The following is a 22,414-nucleotide window of genomic DNA, read 5'->3' on the forward strand; positions in this document are numbered from 1 at the left end:
AAAGCACTAAAAGCACTAAAAGCACTAAAAGCACTAAAAGCACTAAAAGCACTAAAAGCACTAAAAGCACTAAAAGCGTCTTAAGCGTATGCTTGAATTTCTGCAAATAAAGTGTAGTGAGCAAATGGTATCGAAATTGAATAATCGTAAAAGAAAAGCATTTGCAACTGACCTTAGGGAATTGCAGATGCTTTGTTCTTTTATGAACAAAGTAGGTAGTGGAGATGAAAGATGGGCTTAATTACAATTGGGTAGGAATGAGCAGTTAAAGGAGCAGTGCGTAGACGCGAATTGTTAATGGTTGCTTAATAACTTGAGTCCATTAACCGATAATAAATAAGATACGTGTAGTACATAAATGAGTGGGTAGCAATCTAGTAATGCTTTATTAGTAACTTTTTGTTGTTTATTTATTAAAAGTAAGTTATATTATTTTTATCTTAATATCGAAACAACAGGACAACTGATCGCACGAGGAGACGATGATGATGGGCGAATTGATGGATGTAATGAAACAGAGAAGATCGGCAAACAAATTTATTCAAAATGTAGAGATTAGTCGGCATGAGCTGGACGAAATTTTTGAACTGGTTAAATACAGTCCTTCCGCTTCGAACTTGCAGCATACACATTATGTGGTTGTACAAGATGCAGATATGAAGCAGAAGCTACATGAAGCGGCATACAAGCAATATAAAGTGCTCACGTCTTCCGCAGTTCTTGTTGTGCTGGGGCATAAGGATGCGTATTTGAATGCGCCGCAAATTTATGAAGGTTTGCTTCATTTAGGCGTATTGAATCAGCAGGAATACGATCAGACAGTGCACATGGCACAGGCGCCATACATGCAACAGGGTGAGCGTTTCCAACACGATGAAGCGATCCGCAATGCGAGTCTATCTGCGATGTCATTTATGCTTGCTGCCAAAGACAAAGGCTGGGATACGTGCCCGATGATCGGTTTTGATCCAGAAGCGGTAAAAGAAGTGCTGTCCATCCCTGATCGTTACGTGCCTGTGTTGATGATTACGATCGGCAAAGAAGACACGACTAGCCAGCGCGTGCGTGGTTACCGCAAACCGATCGGTGAATTTGTAAGTTATAATCAGTTTTAATGCGCCAATGATCTGGCACCGATCGATATCGTGGATTGGATTAATTATGAAGTCATATGCATAATGCGTACATGCTGTTTTGAATTGTTTTATGACTACGCATACGCTTTTACTACCTATACTTCCTATACTTCAATTTATGGATATACTGATCGAATGACCTGATCCTAGTTGTATATTTATGATTGTACGTAGTGTAGCTTGAACATGAGTGAATTATAAAATATATGACAGCAAATAAAGACGCTAGTGACTAATTAGTTGCTAGCGTGTTTGTATTTTATTTAGACCAGCCTCGATTTACCTGTTCAAATACACCGCTTTAATTTCAATTTTTGACCTCCAATCATGCCGCTATATTTAATCCCTATAACAGATTCAGCAAACAGCAGTTTACAAATAAACAATAATCATCTAAACTACGTTCACAATAAAGTGACATCGGGAGCTAGAGTAAGGTGTCTGTAGCAGTCATAACTTTATGGCTTGAAAGGAGTAACGCATGAATTATATACAGAACATATTACAACAACATCCGATCATTATTTTGGACGGTGCGATGGCGACGGAGCTAGAGAAGGACGGCGCTAATCTGAATGATGATCTATGGTCGGCACGTTTATTGCTCGATAACCCGAAAGCAATTGCTGACGTGCATCGTCGTTATTTTGAAGCGGGTGCCGATTGTGCAATCACAGCCAGCTATCAGGCTACGGTGCGTGGATTTATGGAGCGTGGATTATCGGTAGAAGACGCGACTGAACTAATCGCTCGTTCGGTGCAGCTAGCTGTACAGGAGCGAGATGTATTTTGGAAGAGCTATATGGATGCGATTGGTGCAATTGATGCGATTGGTGCAACTGATGCAACTAGTGCACATGATGCAGAACAGCGACGAGGTGCTGGAAGCCACGCATCGCCAGCGCGTCCACGTCCGTTTGTAGCAGCCTCGGTTGGACCGTATGGTGCCTATCTGGCAGATGGCTCCGAATATCGTGGTGACTATGGGTTGAGTGAGCAGCAATTGTATGATTTCCATTATGATCGGCTGCGTATATTGATCGAAGCCGGAGCAGATGTGCTAGCATGTGAGACGATTCCCTGTCTGGTGGAAGCGCAGGCGATTGTGCGTGCATTGGAACAATTTCCGAATGTGTATGCATGGATTAGCTTTAGCGCGCGTGATGATCAGCATATTAGCAGCGGTGAAGCTGTTGCTGATTGTGCAGCCTGGCTGGACGGACACGAACAGGTAGCAGCGCTTGGTATTAACTGTACTGCGCTGGAATACATTCCATCCTTAATTCAGGAAATAAGTAAACAGACCTCCAAGCCGATCCTTGTCTATCCTAATTCAGGTGAGCAGTATGATCCGGTTACGAAAACATGGCATGGTACGGCCTGTGCTGGAAGCTATGGAGAGCATGCGCGTACATGGTATGAGCTGGGCGCGCGTTTGATCGGTGGGTGTTGTCGGACAACGCCTCAGGATATTGCGGAAGTTCAAGCGGCAATACGTTCATAATCGCCCATATATTGATTATAGAAAGTGAAAGGTAGGAGTTCGATGTCGGTACAGCAAGATCAGGCGCACCCGGAATCTGTGGGAGGCGAATTTCAACGCAAAATGAAAAGCCGTCATCTGGTGATGTTATCACTGGGTGGTGTGATTGGCACCGGGCTGTTTCTCAGCTCAGGCTACACGATTAATCAGGCAGGCCCGCTCGGTACGATTATTGCGTATCTAGTCGGTGCGCTGGTCGTCTATCTGGTGATGCTCAGTCTCGGTGAGTTGGCGGTATATATGCCGGTAACAGGCGCATTCCATACGTATGCAGCACGGTTTATCGGCCCGGGAACAGGTTATATGATTGCCTGGATGTACTGGCTAACGTGGGCAGTGGCGCTTGGTTCCGAATTTACGGCTGCCGGTCTGTTGATGCAGCGCTGGTTTCCCGATAGTTCCGTCTGGCTGTGGAGCGGTATTTTTGCCTTGCTTGTCTTTTTGTTAAATGCGTTCTCTGTCCGTTCGTTTGCGGAGGCAGAGTTTTGGTTTTCAGGTATTAAGGTCGCGGTTATTCTCGTCTTTATCGTGCTAGGTGGTGCTGCGGTATTCGGGCTGTTGCCGATGAAAGAGTCGGGTGGTGCGCCACTGCTGTCCAATTTTACGAGTGATGGCGGCTGGTTTCCGAATGGTGTTTTTCCGATCTTTATGGCGATGCTGTCGGTGAACTTTGCTTTTTCCGGTACGGAATTGATCGGAATAGCAGCAGGTGAAAGTGTGGAGCCGGAGAAAAATATTCCGCGTGCGATTAAAGCGACGGTCGGACGACTCATTATTTTCTTTGTCGGTACAATCTTTGTCCTATCCGCGCTAATTCCGTGGCGACAGGCAGGTGTGATCGAAAGTCCGTTTGTGATGGTGTTTGATCGAATCGGGATTCCGTATGCAGCGGATCTGATGAACTTTGTAATTATTACGGCGCTGCTGTCGGCAGCCAACTCCGGTCTGTACGCTTGCTCACGTATGCTATGGTCATTATCGTCAGAACGATTACTGCCACCTGTATTCGGTCGACTGACACGAGCAGGCATTCCGCTGAATGCGATGATTTTCAGTATGATCGGTGGTGGTCTGGCGTTGCTGACGAGCGTGATTGCGCCGGACACCGTATATATTTTCCTCGTCTCGGTATCCGGGTTTGCGGTTGTGGTCGTATGGATGGGCATTTCGGCATCGCATTATATGTTCCGACGCCAGTATGTACGAGAGGGCAAACGTATTGAAGATTTGAAGTATCGTGCACCACTGTATCCGTGGGTGCCGATTGCTGCATTTGTGCTCTGTCTTGCTTCCTGTATCGGGATTGCATTTGACCCGAATCAGAGTCTGGCATTTTATTGTGGATTAGCGTTTATGGTGCTGTGTTATATTGTATATTTTGTGCAAAATAGGTTGCAAAAAGGCAAGGCCAGCAGTCACCATTAAACGAGCAACGAGCAACGAGCAACGAGCAACGAGCAACGAGCAACGAGCAACGAGCAACGAGCAACGAGCAACGAACGCATAGGATAAAAAGCACACGCATCCAGTTAACTTGGGGATGCGTGTGCTTTTTATTTTGCCTGATCCTATCATTCAAACCTGACATCCAAACGCTACTGCCAGCAATAGCATCTGGCATAGCAGCATAGCCTTATCCTGCATGCAGATCATCGCGTTACAAACGAACTTCCATCTTCCGAAGCATCAGTTCATTCGTTCACACTATCCCATTAATTAATGCTATAAGCGTAATGATACAGACTGTTAATATCCGCATTCAACTGCTTATTGTTGCTCAAGAATACGATCGGAATAATGTCAAAATAGTGCGTCGACACCGGTCCACGATACGTATACTGTCCAGCAGCAGGGCCGATATCCATCGGGATCGAGAAGTAGCCGAGGCTGTCGGTATTACCGTTGACGACAACAGTCTTATTTCCGACGCGTGTCTGTACGCCAACCGTTACGATACCATTGCCAATCGGATTACCGGTTGCATCGAAAGCGCGTCCTTTAACGACAATATTATAACCGATACGCCATTTTTTGCCATAACCATAGTCTATGAAACCTTGTACGCCACGATCGGATGTAATTTCACTAATCGCTACACGTGTGATCGCTGCACTTTGATAATTCACACTTAGCGTGTAAGGAGTAGAGATATCAAATGTGGATGGAGCATAGACTTGAATGTAATAGCTGCCTGCTGGTAATGTAATCTGTCCATCGGTGTTTTGAGTGAGGGAACCGAGATTTTGCAAATTAGCATTCCACAACTGAATCACATACGAACCGTTTGCAGACGTATTGTTCAGTCGCAGATTGACTTTGCTCTGAGCGTTCAGTGTGATTTTGGTCCAGTCCTCGTCCAGCAGATTATCGATATTTTGCTGGCTAATGAATGGAGCGGTACCGCGATCTTTAGCAAAGAACGGGTTATCGTCCGGTTCATTTTGATCATAGCTGTCCGATAGGGTGGTGAACAGTGTGAACGGATTTGTCGTGTCTGCACCTTGATACGAAGTGACACTAATAAAATAATATCCGGATGTCGCCAGATGGCTCAGCAGCTCGTATTGGCCTGCGCCTTTAGCAGAATACGATACTTGCTCCAGCGTAGACGTAGTCGGATTTAAACGATACAGTGTTAGATCATAATCGACGTTGCTCGTTCCTGTCGACAGAAATGCGGTCAATTTTAGCGAACTCGTCACATTGATATAATACCAGCGTGCGCCGCCCTGTTGATCGATATAACCGGGAATGGTCGTATTGGCACTGATCAATTCTGCCGTATCCGGTGATGTATTGCTGCCGTATGTACTATCGGTTGCAGTAACAGCAGCCAAACTACGGGCAGCAGATCGATTGGACAAAGGGATGTTTTGCGCTGGAGTGGATTTGCTGTTATGTACAGTGGCAGATTGAACGTGAGTAGATAGTGGGTTCAATGGTTGATTTTTTGGAAATGCGGCTGTTCCTGAACTGCTTTGTGCCAGTGCACTTGGACTGATTCCTGCGATACCGATCGATAGAGCAAGTGCAGCCATTCCTACAAATTTCAATTTCATGTAACTATCTCCTTTATATGGATTTATTAACGATTTTAGTATAAAGCTAAATAACTAGATGTCAACCTGTTTTTATACTTTTAGTCCCTAATTATCCGATTTATACCATTCAAATTTAATTCTTTGGTAGTAGTTAAAAAGGCATGAATTATTGTACGCAAAAAAGCACCTACCCTTGCAATCCTAGCAATGATAGGTGCTTTTTCATTCACATAATGTTGGATAATGACCGTTTGATTCGTTAAATGATCATCGTTTATCACTTCGGATTCATTATGGTTCGGTTCGTTGCTGATTTAATGCCGAACAGATAATACCAACGGCAGAAAAATGTAATCAATAATTTCAGTTACAGTCTCGGTAGTTAGCATCTGCTGCTTGATCAAAAATTCATATCGGATCAGATCAAACGGAAGCGACACGATGCGCTCCCGAATCGCGTCCGGTTTGACTTCGCCCCGTTCCACAGCATGCTGTAAAATGTCTCGCATAATCACATTCAGACTGTCATCCTGTACCTTTTCTTTAAAATCGGCTAAAGAACTCACAATAGCACGATCTCCGTGATCTGCCAGAATGCCGAATACCGTTTCAGCACCGACCAGCTGGATTGTATCGGTAATTTGTAGCAAAAAAGTAAGCACATCATCGCGCAGATTGCCTGTATCAGGAGCCTGCATGACAGGACGCGGCACATATTTGATGATAGCTGCAATAACAAGCTCACTTTTGCTTGACCAGCGGCGGTAGAGTGCATTTTTATTCGTTTGGGCGCGTGCAGCTACGCCATCCATCGACATCTCGTTATATCCTAACTCGTTTAATTCATCCCAAGCAGCTTGTAGTAGTGCATTTTCCAACACTTCGCCGCGTCGACGGGTAGTTTTGGTGGAGTTGTCGTCCGGCTGGATTGGTTCGTTGTTTGAATTCATCGATCGGCACCTTCCCAAATATAAATGTAAATTATTGGCCTATAAGCAGTTGCGTTTTGGCTACACCTATAATATCATATTCAAATAAGGTACTAATTGTACCTTAAATAAATCAAAAAGAAGGTTATCCTATGACGCATACATTCATTTCTAAAATCTCAAAAATCTTAATCTCCGGTGCAAGCATTGCCGGGCCGACACTGGCGTACTGGTTATCGAGATACGGATTCGATGTGACGGTAGTGGAGTTGTCCAAGACGGTTCGAAATGGCGGTTATCCGGTGGATGTGCGTGGAACTGCGGTGGATGTTGCCGAACAGATGGGGATTTACGCCCATTTGCAAGAGAAAAATATTCATTCGGAAAAGATTAGCTTTTTGCATCCAGACGGCAGTACAGCAGGAGTGATGCGGCCGATTATGCTTACAGGTGGTTCAGCGACGAGGGATATCGATTTACCGCGTGGCGAGTTAACCGCAGCATTGTACAATTTGACGCTGAAACAGCCGATCGAGTATCGTTTTGATGATTCCATCACAGCTATGCATGAAGATGATGATGGAGTGCATGTGAGTTTCAGAAGCGGCAAGCAAGATACATTCGATCTGGTTATTGGTGCTGACGGTATGCATTCCAATACACGCCGCTTACTATTTGGAGATGAAGCTCCATTTACACGCTATCTCGGTTATTGTTTTGGCGGCTTCACTGTACCGAATACGATGGGGCTTGCTTATGAATCGGTCGTATATGCGTTGCCTGGTCGTTATGCTATCCTGTCGGTGGTGAAAGACAGCGATACCGTGCATGCTTTTTTAAATTTTGCGACTGAGGATACGCCGGATATCGATCATCGGGATACGGGACAGCAGCGCAAGCGTATAGCGGATTGTTTTGCTGGCGAAGGGTGGATGATTCCTGAACTGGTACAGCATATGCTGCATGCAGACGATTTTTATTTTGACACGGTTAGCCAGATTCACCTGCCCCACTGGCATGAAGGACGGGTAGCATTGGTCGGCGATGCGGCACATGCACCTTCATTTTTAACTGGACAGGGTAGCAGTCTTGCGATGGTCGGCGCGTATATTTTAGCAGGAGAATTGGCTATACATGCTAATTATGAGGATGGCTTTATCGCTTATGAACGGATTATGCGACCATTTGCCGAAGCGAATCAGGCGCTGGCGAATCAAGCTTCATTTATGATGCCGCGTACAGCAGACGAAATAAACGCGCGTAATCAATTGCTGGATGCGCTGAGTGTCAACGGTGATGCTTCCATGCCTGGAGAGGATTCAGGCGATATTTACAGTTCGTTGCGATTGCCTGACTATTCAAGTGCATTGCAAAATTAAAAAGCAGTATAGCAGTATAGCAGTATAGCAGTATAGCAGTATAGCAGTATAGCAGTATAGCAGTATAGCAGTATAGCAGTATAGCAGTATAGCAGTATAGCAGTATAGCAGTATAGTAGTATAGCAGTATAGCAGTAGTACAACAGTACAGCAGCAGTGCGATCTTTTACTACATTCTATTTTTCTAAAGGTACTCGGCGTTCAGAAACCATTAACATGAAACAATATCAATTATAATGATTTTTATTTTCCGATCCGCTCGATTCAGCCCGGTTGAAAATCACACCTGAATCACTGTAAAAGCTGGGAAAATTGCTGTTCATCGGTTATAATGGAAGTAAAGAAAGCAGACCAGGCAGGTACTCCTACTTACTGGGCTGCTTTTTGCCGTCTGTGCTGCCTTACATCGATAATGCAGATTGGCAACGTTGTAACGCAGCGGTATGGATCGTCACTTTGATCGTTTATAACCTATGTCGTACAGACATGTTGACTTCAATATGTAGTTGTGTAAGATCGTCAAGTTTAGATAGACAGGAGTTTTGAATAATGAGTGTACAGGCGCCTGTAATGCAGCAGGCTCAGCAATTGCTGCAAAAATATTTTGGGTATGAAGATTTTCGCGAAGGTCAGCGCAAGATTGTTGGCAGTTTGCTGGATCGTCGTGATACGCTAGGCATTATGCCGACTGGTGGCGGTAAATCGATCTGTTACCAGATTCCGGCGCTCGTGAATGATGGCGTGACGTTGGTCATTTCGCCGCTGATCTCGCTGATGAAAGATCAGGTGGATGCACTGGAAGCGGCAGGTGTAGCGGCAGCTTATATTAACAGCACACTGAGCGGTCGTGAGGTTAATCAGCGTATTCAAGCGGCACGCCGCGGCGAGCTGAAGCTACTGTATGTGGCACCAGAGCGACTGGAGCTAGACTGGTTCCGCGAGGAAATGAACGGTGTGAATATTACATGTCTGGCTGTCGATGAAGCACACTGTGTATCCCAATGGGGACATGATTTCCGTACAAGTTATTTGGAGATTGCTCCTTTCGTCGAGCAAATGCCGCAGCGCCCGATTGTGGCGGCATTTACCGCAACGGCGACACCGGAAGTGCGCAGCGACATTTTGCGTTTGTTACAGCTGCGTCAGCCTGAGGTATTTATTACCGGACTGGGCCGGGACAATCTGTCGATGTCGGTACTGCGTGGCACACAGCGCAAAGAATTTGTGATCGATTATGCACGTACGCATGAGAACGATTCCGGTATTATTTACGCGGCGACACGCAAAGATGTGGATGATCTGTACAGTCGTCTCCTCAGCAGCGGTGTGCAGGCAGGGCGGTATCATGCGGGCATGAGCGATGACGAGCGCGATCAGAGTCAGGAAGCCTTTCTATATGACGATGTGCGTGTGATCGTCGCCACCAATGCGTTCGGAATGGGGATCGACAAGTCCAACGTACGGTACGTAATTCATTATAATATGCCGAAAAATATGGAAGCGTACATTCAGGAAGCTGGTCGCGCCGGTCGTGATGGCGATCCGAGTGAATGTATTCTGTTATTCAGTCCACAGGATATTATGACGCAAAAGTTCCTGCTGGAGCAAAATATGAATGAAGGCGATCGCAAACATAACGACTATCGCAAAATGCAGCAAATGATCGATTACTGTTATACGACCAAATGTCTGCGTAATGCGATGCTTGATTATTTTGGTGAGCAACATACAGGAGAACCATGCGGTCAGTGCAGCTCCTGCCGCGATAGTCGTGAGCTGGTCGATACGACGATTGAAGCGCAAAAGATCTTTTCTTGCATTTACCGACTGCGTGAGCGTTTTGGCGTATCGGTCGTTGCTCAGGTGCTCAAAGGCTCGCGTAACAAAAAGGTGTTGCAGTACAAATTCGATGAGCTGCCTACACATGGTCTGCTGTCTCATTTGACGGAAAAAGAAATCTCTGAGCGCATTAACGTACTGGCAGCCGAGGGCTATCTGCTGCTCACCGAAGGACAGTATCCGGTCGTCAAATTACAGCCGCTGGCTGCTGAAGTGCTAAAAGGACAGCATAAAGTGATGCAACGTGCCCCAATGCCGGTAGCCACACCAGCAGGACGTACATCCAGTAGCCGCTCACGTACAGGCAGTGATGAGCTGTCCGCAGTTAATGAGACGATCTTTGAGCAATTGCGTCTTATTCGCCGCGAGCTAGCTTCCCGTGAAGGCGTGCCATCATATATTATTTTCAATGACGCGACGTTGCGTGAAATGAGTGTTGTCGAGCCACAAAGTGAAGGCGAGATGCTCACGATCAAAGGGGTCGGTGAAGTGAAATATCGCAAGTACGGCGAGCCATTTCTGGCATTTTTCCAGAAGAAGACGATGGAGGAAAACAGTACATTTGGTGATGAATATTAATGTGATACAAGATGATAAATATACAAAAGGGAACCTCCACAGATGGGGTTCCCTTTTTGTGCTTATAGCGATGTGAGCATCATAAATTGCCGTTGAAGTGATATCACCATCGGGCGATATAATTATCGCTAATCGCCATTAAAGCGATTCGGCAATGTTGCGATAGCTTATTAGATATCTCAACAGTCGATCATCATTGACGTGATCAAATAGTGTGCGCTGTAGTGATAGTGGATCGTGATGAAGCGATCTGCGATGTAGTGATGGCTAATCACGATTCATATAATGAAGTAGACTTATGACGCCATAATAGCTGATCGCTATCAAAGCGATTAAGCTGTTTTGCGGCGGAACAGCAGTTGATCAAGCGAGAAGCCTGTATTGTTGCTCACTGCCAGATACAGAGCGACCAGCATAAACGACAGATCCAATTCATAACCAGCCATTTGTCCATTGCCCATCAGACCAGCGGACAGTTTAACCGTGAAGATCGCTCCGAGCAGCACGATAATGAGCAGAATCGATACATAACGTGTAAACAAACCGATAATCAGCAAAATGCCGCCAACGAGTTCAATCGGAGATACGATATAAGCCAGGAAACCGGGAATGCCTACACTTTGGAACCAGCCTGCTACACCGTCCATCCCCATCTGGAATTTACTAATACCATGTGCCAAAAATAAAATACCGAGCACAACCCGCATAATTGTCGATACTACTGTTAATTTCATCATAAAAACACTCCTTTGATAAATTGATTACTAAAAGTAATTTACAACCTCTTTATCAGTATGTCAACAAAAATATTACTAATGAGAATAATATATAACCAAAAGTAATATTTGTTGGACTAAGTAAACTCCGCTCTACGATAGCGAATACTCCTATAACTATAGCTATACCGGGTCATTTTATTTTTTTGAAACTAGATCGTTTGTGATGTACATCATTGCAGATGAGATCGTTCATTCGATGCGATTTCATTTGCGTGATGCTGCTGCACGCCTGTATGATGGAAACTACCAGCACTATGCTGATTTATTGATAGCAAGGAGAATACTCACGATGGAAATCGGTTCGATGATTCGTGCCATTCGTAAGCGTAAAAACATTACCATTGCTCAAATTTGTGAACAAACTGGATTGTCGCAAGGCTTTATGAGTCAATTGGAAAATAATAAAACATCGCCTTCACTGGCTACACTGGAGAGCATCGCTGAAGTGCTAAACGTATCACTCGCCCATTTATTGCTCAGTCGTGAAGAGCGTATCCATGTCGTAAAAAAGGATGAACGTCCCCTTACCTCGATCGGACAACAGCCGATGAAAGTATATGAGCTGGGCATCACACGGAATATGCGAGTGACGCTGGTGGAATTGCCGGCAGGATGTTCAAGCTCAGAGAAGATGATCGCCCATGAAGGCGAAGAAATTCATACGGTCGTGCATGGACGTGTGCGGGTGGAATACGGTGCAGAGGTAAGTGAATTGGAAGCAGGAGACAGCTTTAGCTGGAATGCGGTTGTACCGCACCGGGTAACGAATATCGGTGAAGAGCCAGCCACGATTCTGATCTCGGTCTATCGTGAGCGGGAGTGGATGTGAATGAGCGGCAAAATGCCGTTATTTCATACTTATATTGGCATCGATTATTCTGGTGCAGACAAGCCGGATTCGCGTATTAAAGGTCTGGCAGTTGCCGTTGCCCGAGAACAGCAACCGTTTCAACTGCAATCGCCACCCGTGTCGGACACTCGTTTATCCGAGCCTGTTGCAGCAGCGAAGCAAGCGTTATGGTCAAGGCGTCTTGTGCATCAATGGCTATTACGTCAGCTTTATACTAGCCGTGAGCGAATGATCGTCGGGCTGGATTACGGTTTATCCTATCCGCTCAGTCAGTTAGAACGACTCGGTCTGAGCGATTGGGATGCGTTTCTAAGGTGGAGTCACCATACATGGCAAACATCGCGTCTAACGATGAAACAAAGCAAAGAGCAAGTTAGCTATGTAAATTCAACGGATAAACGGCTGGTTGAACGTGAGTTTATTCCGTCTACGAAAAGTGTGACCGATCTTGATCGTGTGTCCGGTATGCAAGGAGCAGTTTCGTATTCCACGCACACAGGCTTGCCCTGGATCTATCGGTTGCGCAGATGGCAACGACGCGGTTTGAAAGTACACTTTTGGCCCTATGATGGTCTGATAGTACCGGATGATTGTCATGTGATTACAGAAGCGTATCCATCATTATATCGCCGACGCATCCAGATTACACCGTCGTATGAGCAGCTGAGCGAGCATCAGCGTGATGCAGCCTATATTGCTGACTGGCTACAGGCGCGCGATCGTACCTGTACACTGTTGCCTTATTTGGAACTGGCTACATTGAGTCAGCAGGAACAACAGCTTGCCCTGCTGGAAGGCTGGGTAATCGGTTGCCTGTAAAATAGAGCAAAGGAGCGGATCATCCATGAAGGTGGTTCTGTCTACATTGAATGCGAAATATATTCATACCTCGCTTGCTATTCGCTGCTTGAAAGCGTATAGCGAGAAGGAGTTTGATATCGAGCTGGCGGAGTATACGATCAAAGACCCAGTGATGAATATCGTGTCCGATCTGTATCGCAGACAACCGGATGTGATCGGCTTCTCCTGTTACATCTGGAACATTGAAGAAACGATTCGGGTAATCGAAGTGCTTAAAAAAGTCATGCCTAACACCCGTATCGTACTGGGCGGTCCAGAAGTATCGTATGATACCGAGCAGTGGATGCAGCGTCTGCCACAGGTCGATTTTATCGTGATCGGTGAAGGGGAAGAAACATTCCATCAGCTACTACAGGAGATCGAGGGGGCAGGCAAATACCATTTTGTTTACGGTGTGGCGTATCGTAAAGGGGATGAGCTGATTATGATGCCGGGCAGACCGAAGCAGAACTTGAATGAACTGCCAAGTCCGCACCGTTTTCTGGAGGATATTCCGCATCTGGGTAAACGGGTCGTTTATTTTGAGACGAGTCGTGGTTGTCCGTTTAGTTGTCAGTTTTGCTTGTCCAGCATTGAAGTAGGTGTGCGGTACTTTGATATTGAGCGCACAAAAAGCGATATTTTATACCTGATCGACAATGGCGCCAAGCTGATCAAATTCGTCGATCGTACCTTTAATATTAAGCGTGATTATGCGCTGGAAATGTTCCGCTTTCTCATTGAAAATCATAATGGCTGTACGTTCCAGTTTGAGATTACAGCCGATATTATGCGTCCTGAGGTGCTCGATTATCTTGCCGAGCATGCGCCGCCTGGTGTATTTCGCTTTGAGATCGGTGTACAATCAACGAATGATCCGACCAATGAGCTGGTCAAGCGTCGGCAAAATTTCACCAAGCTAAGCCGAACGGTCAATACGATCAAGCGCTCCGGTAAAATCGCCCAGCATCTGGATTTGATCGCCGGACTACCGCTGGAAGATTATGCGACTTTCCGCAAAACGTTTAATGACGTGTTTGCGCTGGAGCCGGAGGAGCTTCAACTCGGCTTCCTCAAAATGCTACGTGGTACCGGACTGCGTCTGGATGCAGAAAAGTATCAGTATACGTATATGGATCATGCACCATATGAAATTTTGGGCAGTCATGTGTTGCCGTTTGAAGATATAGTGCGTTTGAAGCGGCTGGAAGATGTGCTGGAGAAATACTGGAATGCGCATCGGATGGATCATACACTAGCATATTTGATGACCTATGAGTTCGATTCGCCATTCGACTTTTTTCAGGCGTTCGGTGATTACTGGGAGGCGCAGGGCTGGCAAAAGATCGGGCATCAGCTGGAAGATTTATTTACCCGTTTGCAGGCATTTCTACAGCAGCATGGGTTACAGCAACCGGGGATTGTACAGGGGCTGATGAAGCTGGATTATTTGCTGAATCATCGCCAGAAGCCGCGCAAAATCTGGTGGGACGATGCACCGGATCGCGACACGGTCAGCCGCTATTTGCAGGAGCGTGTAAGGCACTCGGAAGGATGGCCAGTGGCATGGAGTGGTGCTGGGATGAATGAACGTGAGTTGCACAAACATATCGTGGTGGAGGAATTACCTTTCCGTCTGGATGCCGTACTTGCAGGTGAGCTGGATACAGTTTCAGATGGCGGAAGTGTGCTGCTGGTGAATTATCGTCAACAGGAGCAAGCTAAGCCGGAATACATTATTTTGCAGCAGCAGTATGATGAAGTGTAAGCTCGTCAGCTATACATTTGTCCTGTTTGAACACGAAGGAAGTTGTTTATACTGAAAGCTAGCTTATATGAAGCGATCGTAAGTGTAATCGCATCATTTTACTCTCTTTAACAATCGCTATTTTACAGCGGTTATCCAAACTAAATATTGATCCAAGCTATCGGGTATAATAGAACCGTCAGTTTATCTGCACGGTTCCTTTTTTTGACCGTTGCAGCTTGATTGGGCGAGTGTAAGCTAGCACGAATGATCGGATTCAGTACGCTGCTTTACTTTTAAATAAGAGCAACAAAATTTTATGAATCCAACCTCGATTTTGTGTAATTAAACATAATAATACAAACAAATATATGAAGGAGGATGACCATATGAGCTATAGCTGGGTAGGTAGTCGTTATATGTTTTTAGATGAAATCTCGGTCAGCGAGCAAAAGGGCATCCATATCGGGCGCTATGGTGGCAATACGCTTAGCGGTGCGACCAAAAATGAAGATGGATTGATCATATTGCAGAGCGAAGCAGGCAATGGCCGACTGGCGATCGTACTGGATGCGCATCATAGTGCTGAAAGTGCCGAACTCGTTGTGGATCAATTGCTGGATCATAAAGAGGAGCTTATCGCATTAATGGAACGCGAGGATGCTTTTCAGCAGCTAGAGCCGTACATACTGGATATGTTATCTGATGGAGCGTTCCGCGCTGCCTGTCGTCAGGTTAAAGGGGAAACGGCGCTGCTTATCGTATATCAGCGTGACCATTATGTATGGTGGTTCTCAGTCGGTGATTGTCTCGCTTATGTGCTTCATCCTCAGCTTGCTCAGCTCGGTCAATATGAGCTGAATCAGCGGCAGTTTTACGAATGGATCGGTCAGACCAATGCATTTGCTGGAGCTGTTCCTTGTTATAGCAGCGGTCGTCGCCAGTTGCGTCATGGGCGTAATGTGATCGTGCTATTGACGGATGGTATTGTGGAAGGAGCAGAGCGGAAGTATGAACATGCCCCAGCATTGTATGATGCGCTGTATAATGAGCATAGTATGAGTTTAAATTTGCACCGTATGCTTAACCATTTACACACGAATGGAGCGTATGATAGTGCAACGATTATATGCTGGGAATACGATCATATCGGTGAGGCAGATATGCCATCAGATCAGAAAAGCGATACTTGTCCAGAGGATGGAGATCGTTAGTAGACAAGTAGGTTGGAAATGCGCAAGTATGATAGATATGAACGCAATAACTAAACGTTTACGCTGCATATCTCCTATTTATATTTTCTAATTTGAAAATTCTGTATGGTTTGAATACAACTATTCACCAATACAACTATTCATCTAAACGCTAACAGTCGTTATTTAAATGTTTGGATGTGTATAGTAAGCGATATGCTACGACAGAAAGGAACGATTATATTGACTCAACCACACCATACTGACGCTAGAGTAGGACAACAATTTGAAACGACAGCCTCTACCGATGCCTCCACTTCATCATCTACAGCCGCCATCGTGCCGCCCTCCATTCCAGCAGCGCCAACCGCAGAGGTACATAGCCAGTTATCCGAGCAGAAACAGCGCATTCTGGCAGCTACCTATGCATTTGTTAAACAAGAGCTGAGCGGCGAGACGAGTGGACACGATTGGTGGCATATTCACCGTGTCGTCCAGATGGCACGCCGACTGGCATTGGCAGAAGGAGCCGACGACTACATTTGCAGTATGGCAGCATTGCTGCATGATATTGCTGACGAAAAACTGAATCCTTCCAAAGAAATCGGTATGCAGCGTGTGACCGATTGGCTGGATCGCCAGCAAGTAGATACAGCCGACCGCCAGCAGATTACGTTTATTATCGCTAATATGTCCTATAATGGGGGCAATAACCCACCCCTACCATCCATCGAAGGCAAAGTGGTACAGGATGCTGATCGTCTGGATGCCATTGGTGCGATTGCCATTGCCCGTACATTTGTGTACGCAGGTCACGTAGGCGACATGATGTACGATCCTGATTTACCTGTACGCGAGCATATGACCGCCGAACAATACCGCAACGGCCGCAGCACAGCGATCAACCATTTCCATGAAAAGCTGCTCAAACTTAAAAATCGAATCAACACCCCTTCCGCACGCCACATCGCTGAAGAACGCCATCAGTATATGCAACAATATGTCCAACGCTTCTACGAGGAATGGGAAGGCCGTTAAGTTATATCTTTACAGTCTTTCATAACAACCAACGACAAATGCCGCCCACGCAGGAGCATACTCCAACGCGAGGGCGGCATATTTGTATATGAGTGTTAGTTATTTCCTAACACGAGTTACAATGAGAAAGCGATTTTTGCGAATCAAAATATCTTGCAATGTCAGAGCGGCCAAAATCTTCGTATCTACTTCATCTAAAAGATTCCCATAGCGCCACCTTAGTCCATCCCCTTATTCTTCACCAGAATAAATGTAGCTATAGCGATAACGTTCCATCTTCTAACCCATTCACCCTGTATAAATAAAACTATCATATAATCGCGCATCTCCGCCCCGCGCACTCACCACAATCCGCTCACACGTATGATCCGGAAAGATCAGGCTAGTCATCGCATACATCCCCTCAGCGGCAAATACCTCCACCGAACAGCGATCCAGCACGATTCGCAGATTGAGATGACTGCTATATGGAATATGAACCTGCTGACTGCGGGCAAATAACGGATCAAAGTCAGTTGATCCTCAATGCTCTCGTCGTACGCTCAGCAGCTCACTTGTCGCATGATAACCGATCGTTGTGTATTGCTCTGCGGTATGATGAATCGTAACCGTTAGCTCATCCAGCCCATCATGCTGCACATGCAGCCGAATATCCGCAATCTCAGCAGAAGTCGCCAGCTCATAAGGTTGTTCATTAGACACAGTTAAATTAGAAAGCTTATGCTTTTCGGTAAAATAACGATCTAACTCCGTTACAGGTCGCTGACAAATCAGTAATTGATTTTTCAGTGGGCGCAAACCTAATGTGCGTGGAATGGTCATCGCTCCATGCCAATCGTCTGCCGGTAGCCCACGAGCATAGCGCCAGTTGTTCATCCAGCCCATATAGATGCGCCGACCGTCTTGCTCTGGTATATCAGACAAGCTGACACCAGCATAATTATCCCGTCCATAATCAAGCCACTGGATACGGTTATATTCTGGCATAAACTGTCTGCCATCAAATGACCCGATAAAATACTGCGTCCGCGATCCGTTGCCAAGCTCAGGCTGATCTGCTGTACTTATCAGTAACACCCATTTACATGAGCCTGTACCTTCAATCGGTAAGCGGAACAGATCCGGGCATTGCCATTCCCCTTCATGCGAACCGAAGCCTTTGCCAAAACGACTTTCCCATTTCCATTCCAGCAAATTACGCGACGTATAAAAGGACACATCCTCACCTGTAGCTACAACCATTACCCAGTATCCTTTTGGACGATACCAGAATACTTTGGGATCACGAATAGGATGGTCGGTCTTGCTCGTGAGCACCGGATCGTTCTCGCACGTTGTCCATGTCCGTCCACGATCATGACTATAGGCGATACATAGTCTGTGCATATCCTGGTTAGCTGTATTGTTGTGTGGTACAGAAGAGGTAGTAGAAGCATGAGTGGAAGTAGAAATAGAGGTCGAATTAGAGATAGAGGTAGAATCAGAACCAGAACCAGAAGCATGAGTAGAGGTAGCTGCTGCATGATCATAATCGATAGCTTCACTACGCACACCCGACCGTTCTGAATGACACATATACATGGCAACCATTCCTGGACCATCTGGAAATAGCCCTGACGTATTGTTCCAGTCTACGACGATACTGCTGGAACATATGCTGTCGCGATCGTCCATATTCAGCACTATCTCCAGTTCTTCCCACTGAATCCAATCGGTACTCACCGCATGCCCCCATTGCATAGAATGACCAACAGTAGCATGCGGATCATATTGATAAAATAAATGATATTCTCCTTCAAAATAAATCAGGCCATTCGGGTTACAGAGCCAGTTGCGCTGCGGTGAAAAATGAAGCTTTGGTTTGTAAAGCTGCACATCGAACGTTTCCATCGTGTACCCACCTTTCGCGAGAAATCACTGCGGACTATTTTGATAGCGTTTACATAAAACCAATAGCTAATTCTAATGGTATCGACCATCATCCCTGTATGCGTAGCACTTATGATGCGTATCGATCTGAATGTATACGAAAGCAGTTAATGATAGAGGATAGTAGGGACGATCTGTCTTCATTTTATCTAAACGATGTCATCATAGCTACACTTAATTTTCAAAAAAATGGATATTCAGATATGAAAATGTCGAGCATATCAGATGCCGACATAACGAGCATAAAAGTATAAAAGTATAGAAGTATAGACGAATACGATCTCTTATGATAGACAAAAGAAAAGCCAACGACCATCCGAACTATCGGCATATCATTGGCAGCTGTATATATTCATTTGTATAGGCTGTACAGGATATCGGTCATCCGACCGTCATATGGAATGGACACTTTTAAAAGCGATTAGATGATGCTGGATACTTTACGTGCTTGCACGTCCAGCTGTTGTGCGGAAGAAGCGAGTAGGTTAAATTCCTCCAGCGCGGTTTCAATCTGTTCACGGCTTTGCTCGACATTTTGGTGCACATCGGTTGTGCCATTGGAAATTTTATTAATTTCTTTGGCGATGGCATCTGCGCTGCTTTTCACTTCGCTGATCGAAGACTCGACCATGCCGGACAGCTTACGAACTTCCTTAGCAACGATATCGAACCCACGCCCAAATTCGCCAGCATGTGCAGCTTCAATCGCAGCATTGAGAGCGAGCAATTGGGTCTGTGAAGAAATTTCGCGGATCGTTTTCACTACATTTTGGATAGCCTGTGCTTGTTGCTGCAAACTGTTTAGCATCGACGTATTATCCGAAGCGATGGAAGCAATGCGCTGAATGCTGGACAGCAGCTCACCATTACGTCGAATACCATCTTCCGCGCGACGGGTCAGATCATCTGCCATACCCTGCATGTCATTCACGACGGTCGTAATATTCATTTGGCGAGTTGTAATATTAGTGGCGATTTTGCATATACTGATGACGCGTGTACCTTCTTCATTGTAGACAGGCATATATGTCGCTTCAAGCCAGATCGGATTGCCAGAAGCATCTTTACGCTTGATTTTATCTTGATAGCTGCGACCGGAAAATAAACCTCTCCACATCGTTTCGTATTCTGATGATTGTGTTAATTCAGGAAAGCAAAACCGCTGGTGTTTCATACCGAGCATTTCTTCAGCTCGATATCCCATCGCATTAGCGAAATTATCATTTACATAAGCGACCTCGCGATTGTTATTAAAACGAATAATCGCAAGATTCTGGTTAAGCGCCTTCATCATAAGTTGATCGTTGACTTCCACATGGTTATTCGTTGGAATGTAAGTAGACATATAATTCCTCCATATTCAAGCTTTGAATAAAACATTAATCCGACACAATTATATAGGTTCATTTCATTTTATCTAAGTTACTCAGTTAATATACTGTATACTTATTTATCGTATGCGAGACAAATAATGATTAGGTCATTTAGCCTAATTTCATTGAAATTTCATTAAAAATTAAAAAATTATATTTAATAAAATTTAATTTATAGCAAAATAATTCCTTTATATATAAAAAGATACATAAAAATAATAAATTGGACAGTATTAAATCGTGTTAAAAAATCAAAAAAACGTACCTATTCGCATACGAGAATGACCAGATCGTAATGAAATGATAATGTAAGGCGAAGTAGATAGCCTATATACAATACGATAACGATGCTTGACCGATAAAAATATGGTGTATATATGTAACATAGACAGCAAGCAAGCGGATTACAGCGACTATATGTAATAGATCAGCGTCGGTCATCTCCTTAAATGTTTTCAATAAGGGCATAGGAAGCAATCCGATATCGATATATCCTATACCATCATTCCAACAATGATCTTAAACTCATTGATTTTATGAGCCAATAGTCTCTATTCTATAATGTCAAAAAAAGTCGAATAAAAGTCTATAGCATGATACGGTTATAGTTCGTATCGTACAGTTTCTTAAGTGTGTATTACACATAAATAACGCGGATGATTCAGATCAAGAAATATTTTCTTGAATGCGCAAGCGATCCGTATTTGGTATAAAACCGTGGATGATCGGAATTGTAATTGATACGGAGGTCTGGTTGTTCTCATTGGAGGGGAACGCTATACTTAAAAGTAACGTCTCCTTATAAATAAGTACGCAATGGGTTTAGCCTATAGATCACATGATAGGTAGCTGACTGAGCAAATGGAGATGGAGCTTGTTACTTTTACATATAGCAGGTGTTTAGCATGTAATATTGTAATCATTCATTCATTAGTTTACCTTCACTATTCGTGATTGTATTCTGCAATGAAACTAACCGTCACTCGTCTTATCTTATAACGGTATCGCTGGTAGATCATGCTCATTAATAAGCATCGGACTGCCATATATACCAATGGAAGGAGGAGTCATCATGAAGCGTTTTGTAGATTATAGCGGAGAACCGTATGCATTATGGGCGATTTTGCGCAGCGGTGCGTCTATTACCGTAAGATGTGAATGTGGGGCAGCTGGATCGATTCGTTGTGACCATGATGAACTGGTGTTCATTTGTAGCAAGTGTATGCAAAAGAAAGTATACGAGCAGCAAGCGATCTACCGTGTATCTGGTAACTGCAACTATTGCGATCGCTGGTTTAATGAGCAGCTGCATGATAAGCGGCAGTATACACAAAAAATTGTCAATTACCCCTGTCCGCATTGCGGCACGGTTCAAGCTATGCATGTGAAGAAACGTTTCGACTGTGTGTACTATAACTCTGCTATTCGTGAGGGGCGCGATCCTTATTTTGGATTGGAACTGTATTTTCTGTCCTCCTATCGCGGTAAGCCCGTATGGGCGCTCAATCGTGAGCATTTGAGTTATTTATTAACGTACATTTCCGCCGATCAGCGGCAGCGTCCGACGTATGCTTATACGCGTACCGCATCTTACCGTATACCACGTTACATGAAAGAAGCGAAAAATCGCGAGGGGATTATCAAGCTGTTAACACGTATGCAAAATCAAGCCTGACGAGCATTTTGATCATAAGGAGTGAATCGCATGAGTCGCTATGAAGATCGGTTGAATGATGATAAGCGTCGTCAGCAGGCAGACCGTCTGACCTTCCATACGTTGGAGGAGCTGGTTGCGATGTGTGGGAAGCTGCACAATAACTGGTTGTATACGAATGTGGATCAATGGAATCAAGATCCGTTGCACACGCCCGTTTATTATTTTAACGAAGACTGGCAGGAAGATCAGCTAGCAGATGAGCAAGCGGTTGAAAATGATAGAGGCGATATTATTCCGAATGATCTGGCGGATGCCGGTTTGCGAAGCTGGTTTGAAATGGCGACTTTTGAAGATGTGGTTGAAGTATTGCATGATGCAGGGGAGCCAGTCATATTACCGATGATCGTAATTGCTTTGAAGTATTATCATGAATACGATGCGTTTCTGGATTATGAAGATGTGGAAGCAAGATTACAGTTACATGATGTGTTAACGCAGGTAGCCGATGAGCAAACGTCCGAATAACAATCATGAACAGATAGGAAACGATAACAACCCTATA

At 44.9% G+C, this 22,414-nt stretch carries 17 protein-coding genes and 1 pseudogene; 12 read left to right on the top strand and 6 right to left on the bottom strand.

The features are described 5' to 3' along the window. Nucleotides 1-488: 488 nt before the first annotated feature. The 3 genes from AAHF22_RS21945 to AAHF22_RS21955 all read left to right on the top strand — a co-directional run bounded on the left by AAHF22_RS21945 (nucleotide 489) and on the right by AAHF22_RS21955 (nucleotide 4,104). Nucleotides 489-1,115 carry a nitroreductase family protein gene (locus tag AAHF22_RS21945; protein ID WP_347327130.1) on the top strand — a complete coding sequence of 209 codons (627 nt, stop codon included), beginning with the start codon at nucleotides 489-491 and terminating at the stop codon, nucleotides 1,113-1,115. A gap of 502 nt (nucleotides 1,116-1,617) precedes the next feature. After that, nucleotides 1,618-2,640, top strand: a complete 1,023-nt coding sequence (gene mmuM, locus AAHF22_RS21950; RefSeq protein WP_347327131.1) for a homocysteine S-methyltransferase — start codon at nucleotides 1,618-1,620, stop codon at nucleotides 2,638-2,640. Nucleotides 2,641-2,682: 42 nt separating this feature from the next. Continuing rightward, entirely contained in the window at nucleotides 2,683-4,104 is a 1,422-nt protein-coding gene (locus AAHF22_RS21955; RefSeq protein ID WP_347327132.1) for an amino acid permease, read from the top strand. A gap of 287 nt (nucleotides 4,105-4,391) precedes the next feature. Here the strand turns inward: AAHF22_RS21955 and AAHF22_RS21960 are convergent, their stop codons facing one another. Together AAHF22_RS21960 and AAHF22_RS21965 are read right to left on the bottom strand one after the other, a co-directional pair. Next, nucleotides 4,392-5,738, bottom strand: a complete 1,347-nt coding sequence (locus tag AAHF22_RS21960; protein ID WP_347327133.1) for a carboxypeptidase regulatory-like domain-containing protein — start codon at nucleotides 5,736-5,738, stop codon at nucleotides 4,392-4,394. Nucleotides 5,739-6,034: 296 nt separating this feature from the next. After that, nucleotides 6,035-6,670 carry a TetR/AcrR family transcriptional regulator gene (locus AAHF22_RS21965; RefSeq protein WP_347327134.1) on the bottom strand — a complete coding sequence of 212 codons (636 nt, stop codon included), beginning with the start codon at nucleotides 6,668-6,670 and terminating at the stop codon, nucleotides 6,035-6,037. Between the two features lie 131 nt (nucleotides 6,671-6,801). Here AAHF22_RS21965 and AAHF22_RS21970 point away from each other — a divergent pair, with 131 nt between their 5' ends. Both AAHF22_RS21970 and recQ read left to right on the top strand, forming a co-directional pair. Beyond that, entirely contained in the window at nucleotides 6,802-8,028 is a 1,227-nt protein-coding gene (locus tag AAHF22_RS21970) for an FAD-dependent monooxygenase (RefSeq protein ID WP_347327135.1), read from the top strand. Nucleotides 8,029-8,577: 549 nt separating this feature from the next. Next, on the top strand, nucleotides 8,578-10,446 hold the full coding sequence (gene recQ, locus AAHF22_RS21975; RefSeq protein ID WP_347327136.1) for a DNA helicase RecQ: 1,869 nt from the start codon (nucleotides 8,578-8,580) through the stop codon (nucleotides 10,444-10,446). Between the two features lie 332 nt (nucleotides 10,447-10,778). Here the strand turns inward: recQ and AAHF22_RS21980 are convergent, their stop codons facing one another. Then, nucleotides 10,779-11,183, bottom strand: coding sequence for a DoxX family protein (locus AAHF22_RS21980; protein WP_371834096.1), 405 nt, complete (start codon nucleotides 11,181-11,183; stop codon nucleotides 10,779-10,781). A gap of 331 nt (nucleotides 11,184-11,514) precedes the next feature. Between AAHF22_RS21980 and AAHF22_RS21985 the strand changes: the two genes are divergently transcribed. The 5 genes from AAHF22_RS21985 to AAHF22_RS22005 all read left to right on the top strand — a co-directional run bounded on the left by AAHF22_RS21985 (nucleotide 11,515) and on the right by AAHF22_RS22005 (nucleotide 16,893). Next, a complete protein-coding gene (locus tag AAHF22_RS21985; protein ID WP_347327138.1) occupies nucleotides 11,515-12,054 on the top strand; it encodes a helix-turn-helix domain-containing protein in 540 nt (179 codons plus the stop codon). Then, entirely contained in the window at nucleotides 12,055-12,894 is an 840-nt protein-coding gene (locus AAHF22_RS21990) for a hypothetical protein (RefSeq protein WP_347327139.1), read from the top strand. Between the two features lie 25 nt (nucleotides 12,895-12,919). Beyond that, nucleotides 12,920-14,683 (top strand): B12-binding domain-containing radical SAM protein, encoded by a 1,764-nt coding sequence (locus AAHF22_RS21995; RefSeq protein WP_347327140.1) that lies wholly within the window; start codon nucleotides 12,920-12,922, stop codon nucleotides 14,681-14,683. Nucleotides 14,684-15,051: 368 nt separating this feature from the next. After that, nucleotides 15,052-15,876, top strand: coding sequence for a PP2C family serine/threonine-protein phosphatase (locus AAHF22_RS22000; RefSeq protein ID WP_347327141.1), 825 nt, complete (start codon nucleotides 15,052-15,054; stop codon nucleotides 15,874-15,876). Between the two features lie 222 nt (nucleotides 15,877-16,098). Then, the gene (locus tag AAHF22_RS22005) at nucleotides 16,099-16,893 is read left to right on the top strand and encodes an HD domain-containing protein (protein WP_347327142.1); all 795 of its coding nucleotides are present in this window, start codon (nucleotides 16,099-16,101) and stop codon (nucleotides 16,891-16,893) included. A 288-nt stretch (nucleotides 16,894-17,181) separates the two neighbouring features. On the opposite strand, the pseudogene AAHF22_RS23930 reads toward AAHF22_RS22005, so the two are convergent. The 3 genes and pseudogenes from AAHF22_RS23930 to AAHF22_RS22015 form a co-directional block, all read right to left on the bottom strand. Beyond that, a pseudogene (locus tag AAHF22_RS23930) lies at nucleotides 17,182-17,391 on the bottom strand (GH32 C-terminal domain-containing protein); the annotation flags it as partial. 24 nt (nucleotides 17,392-17,415) lie between these two features. Beyond that, entirely contained in the window at nucleotides 17,416-18,783 is a 1,368-nt protein-coding gene (locus tag AAHF22_RS22010) for a glycoside hydrolase family 32 protein (RefSeq protein WP_347327143.1), read from the bottom strand. 460 nt (nucleotides 18,784-19,243) lie between these two features. Then, on the bottom strand, nucleotides 19,244-20,167 hold the full coding sequence (locus AAHF22_RS22015) for a methyl-accepting chemotaxis protein (protein ID WP_347327144.1): 924 nt from the start codon (nucleotides 20,165-20,167) through the stop codon (nucleotides 19,244-19,246). Nucleotides 20,168-21,267: 1,100 nt separating this feature from the next. Here AAHF22_RS22015 and AAHF22_RS22020 point away from each other — a divergent pair. Both AAHF22_RS22020 and AAHF22_RS22025 read left to right on the top strand, forming a co-directional pair. Further along, the gene (locus AAHF22_RS22020) at nucleotides 21,268-21,870 is read left to right on the top strand and encodes a hypothetical protein (protein WP_347327145.1); all 603 of its coding nucleotides are present in this window, start codon (nucleotides 21,268-21,270) and stop codon (nucleotides 21,868-21,870) included. Nucleotides 21,871-21,900: 30 nt separating this feature from the next. Further along, nucleotides 21,901-22,377 (top strand): DUF7716 domain-containing protein, encoded by a 477-nt coding sequence (locus tag AAHF22_RS22025; protein WP_347327146.1) that lies wholly within the window; start codon nucleotides 21,901-21,903, stop codon nucleotides 22,375-22,377. Nucleotides 22,378-22,414: the final 37 nt, after the last annotated feature.

It is taken from the genome of Paenibacillus wenxiniae (assembly GCF_039822605.1).
Classification (GTDB): domain Bacteria; phylum Bacillota; class Bacilli; order Paenibacillales; family Paenibacillaceae; genus Saccharibacillus; species Saccharibacillus wenxiniae.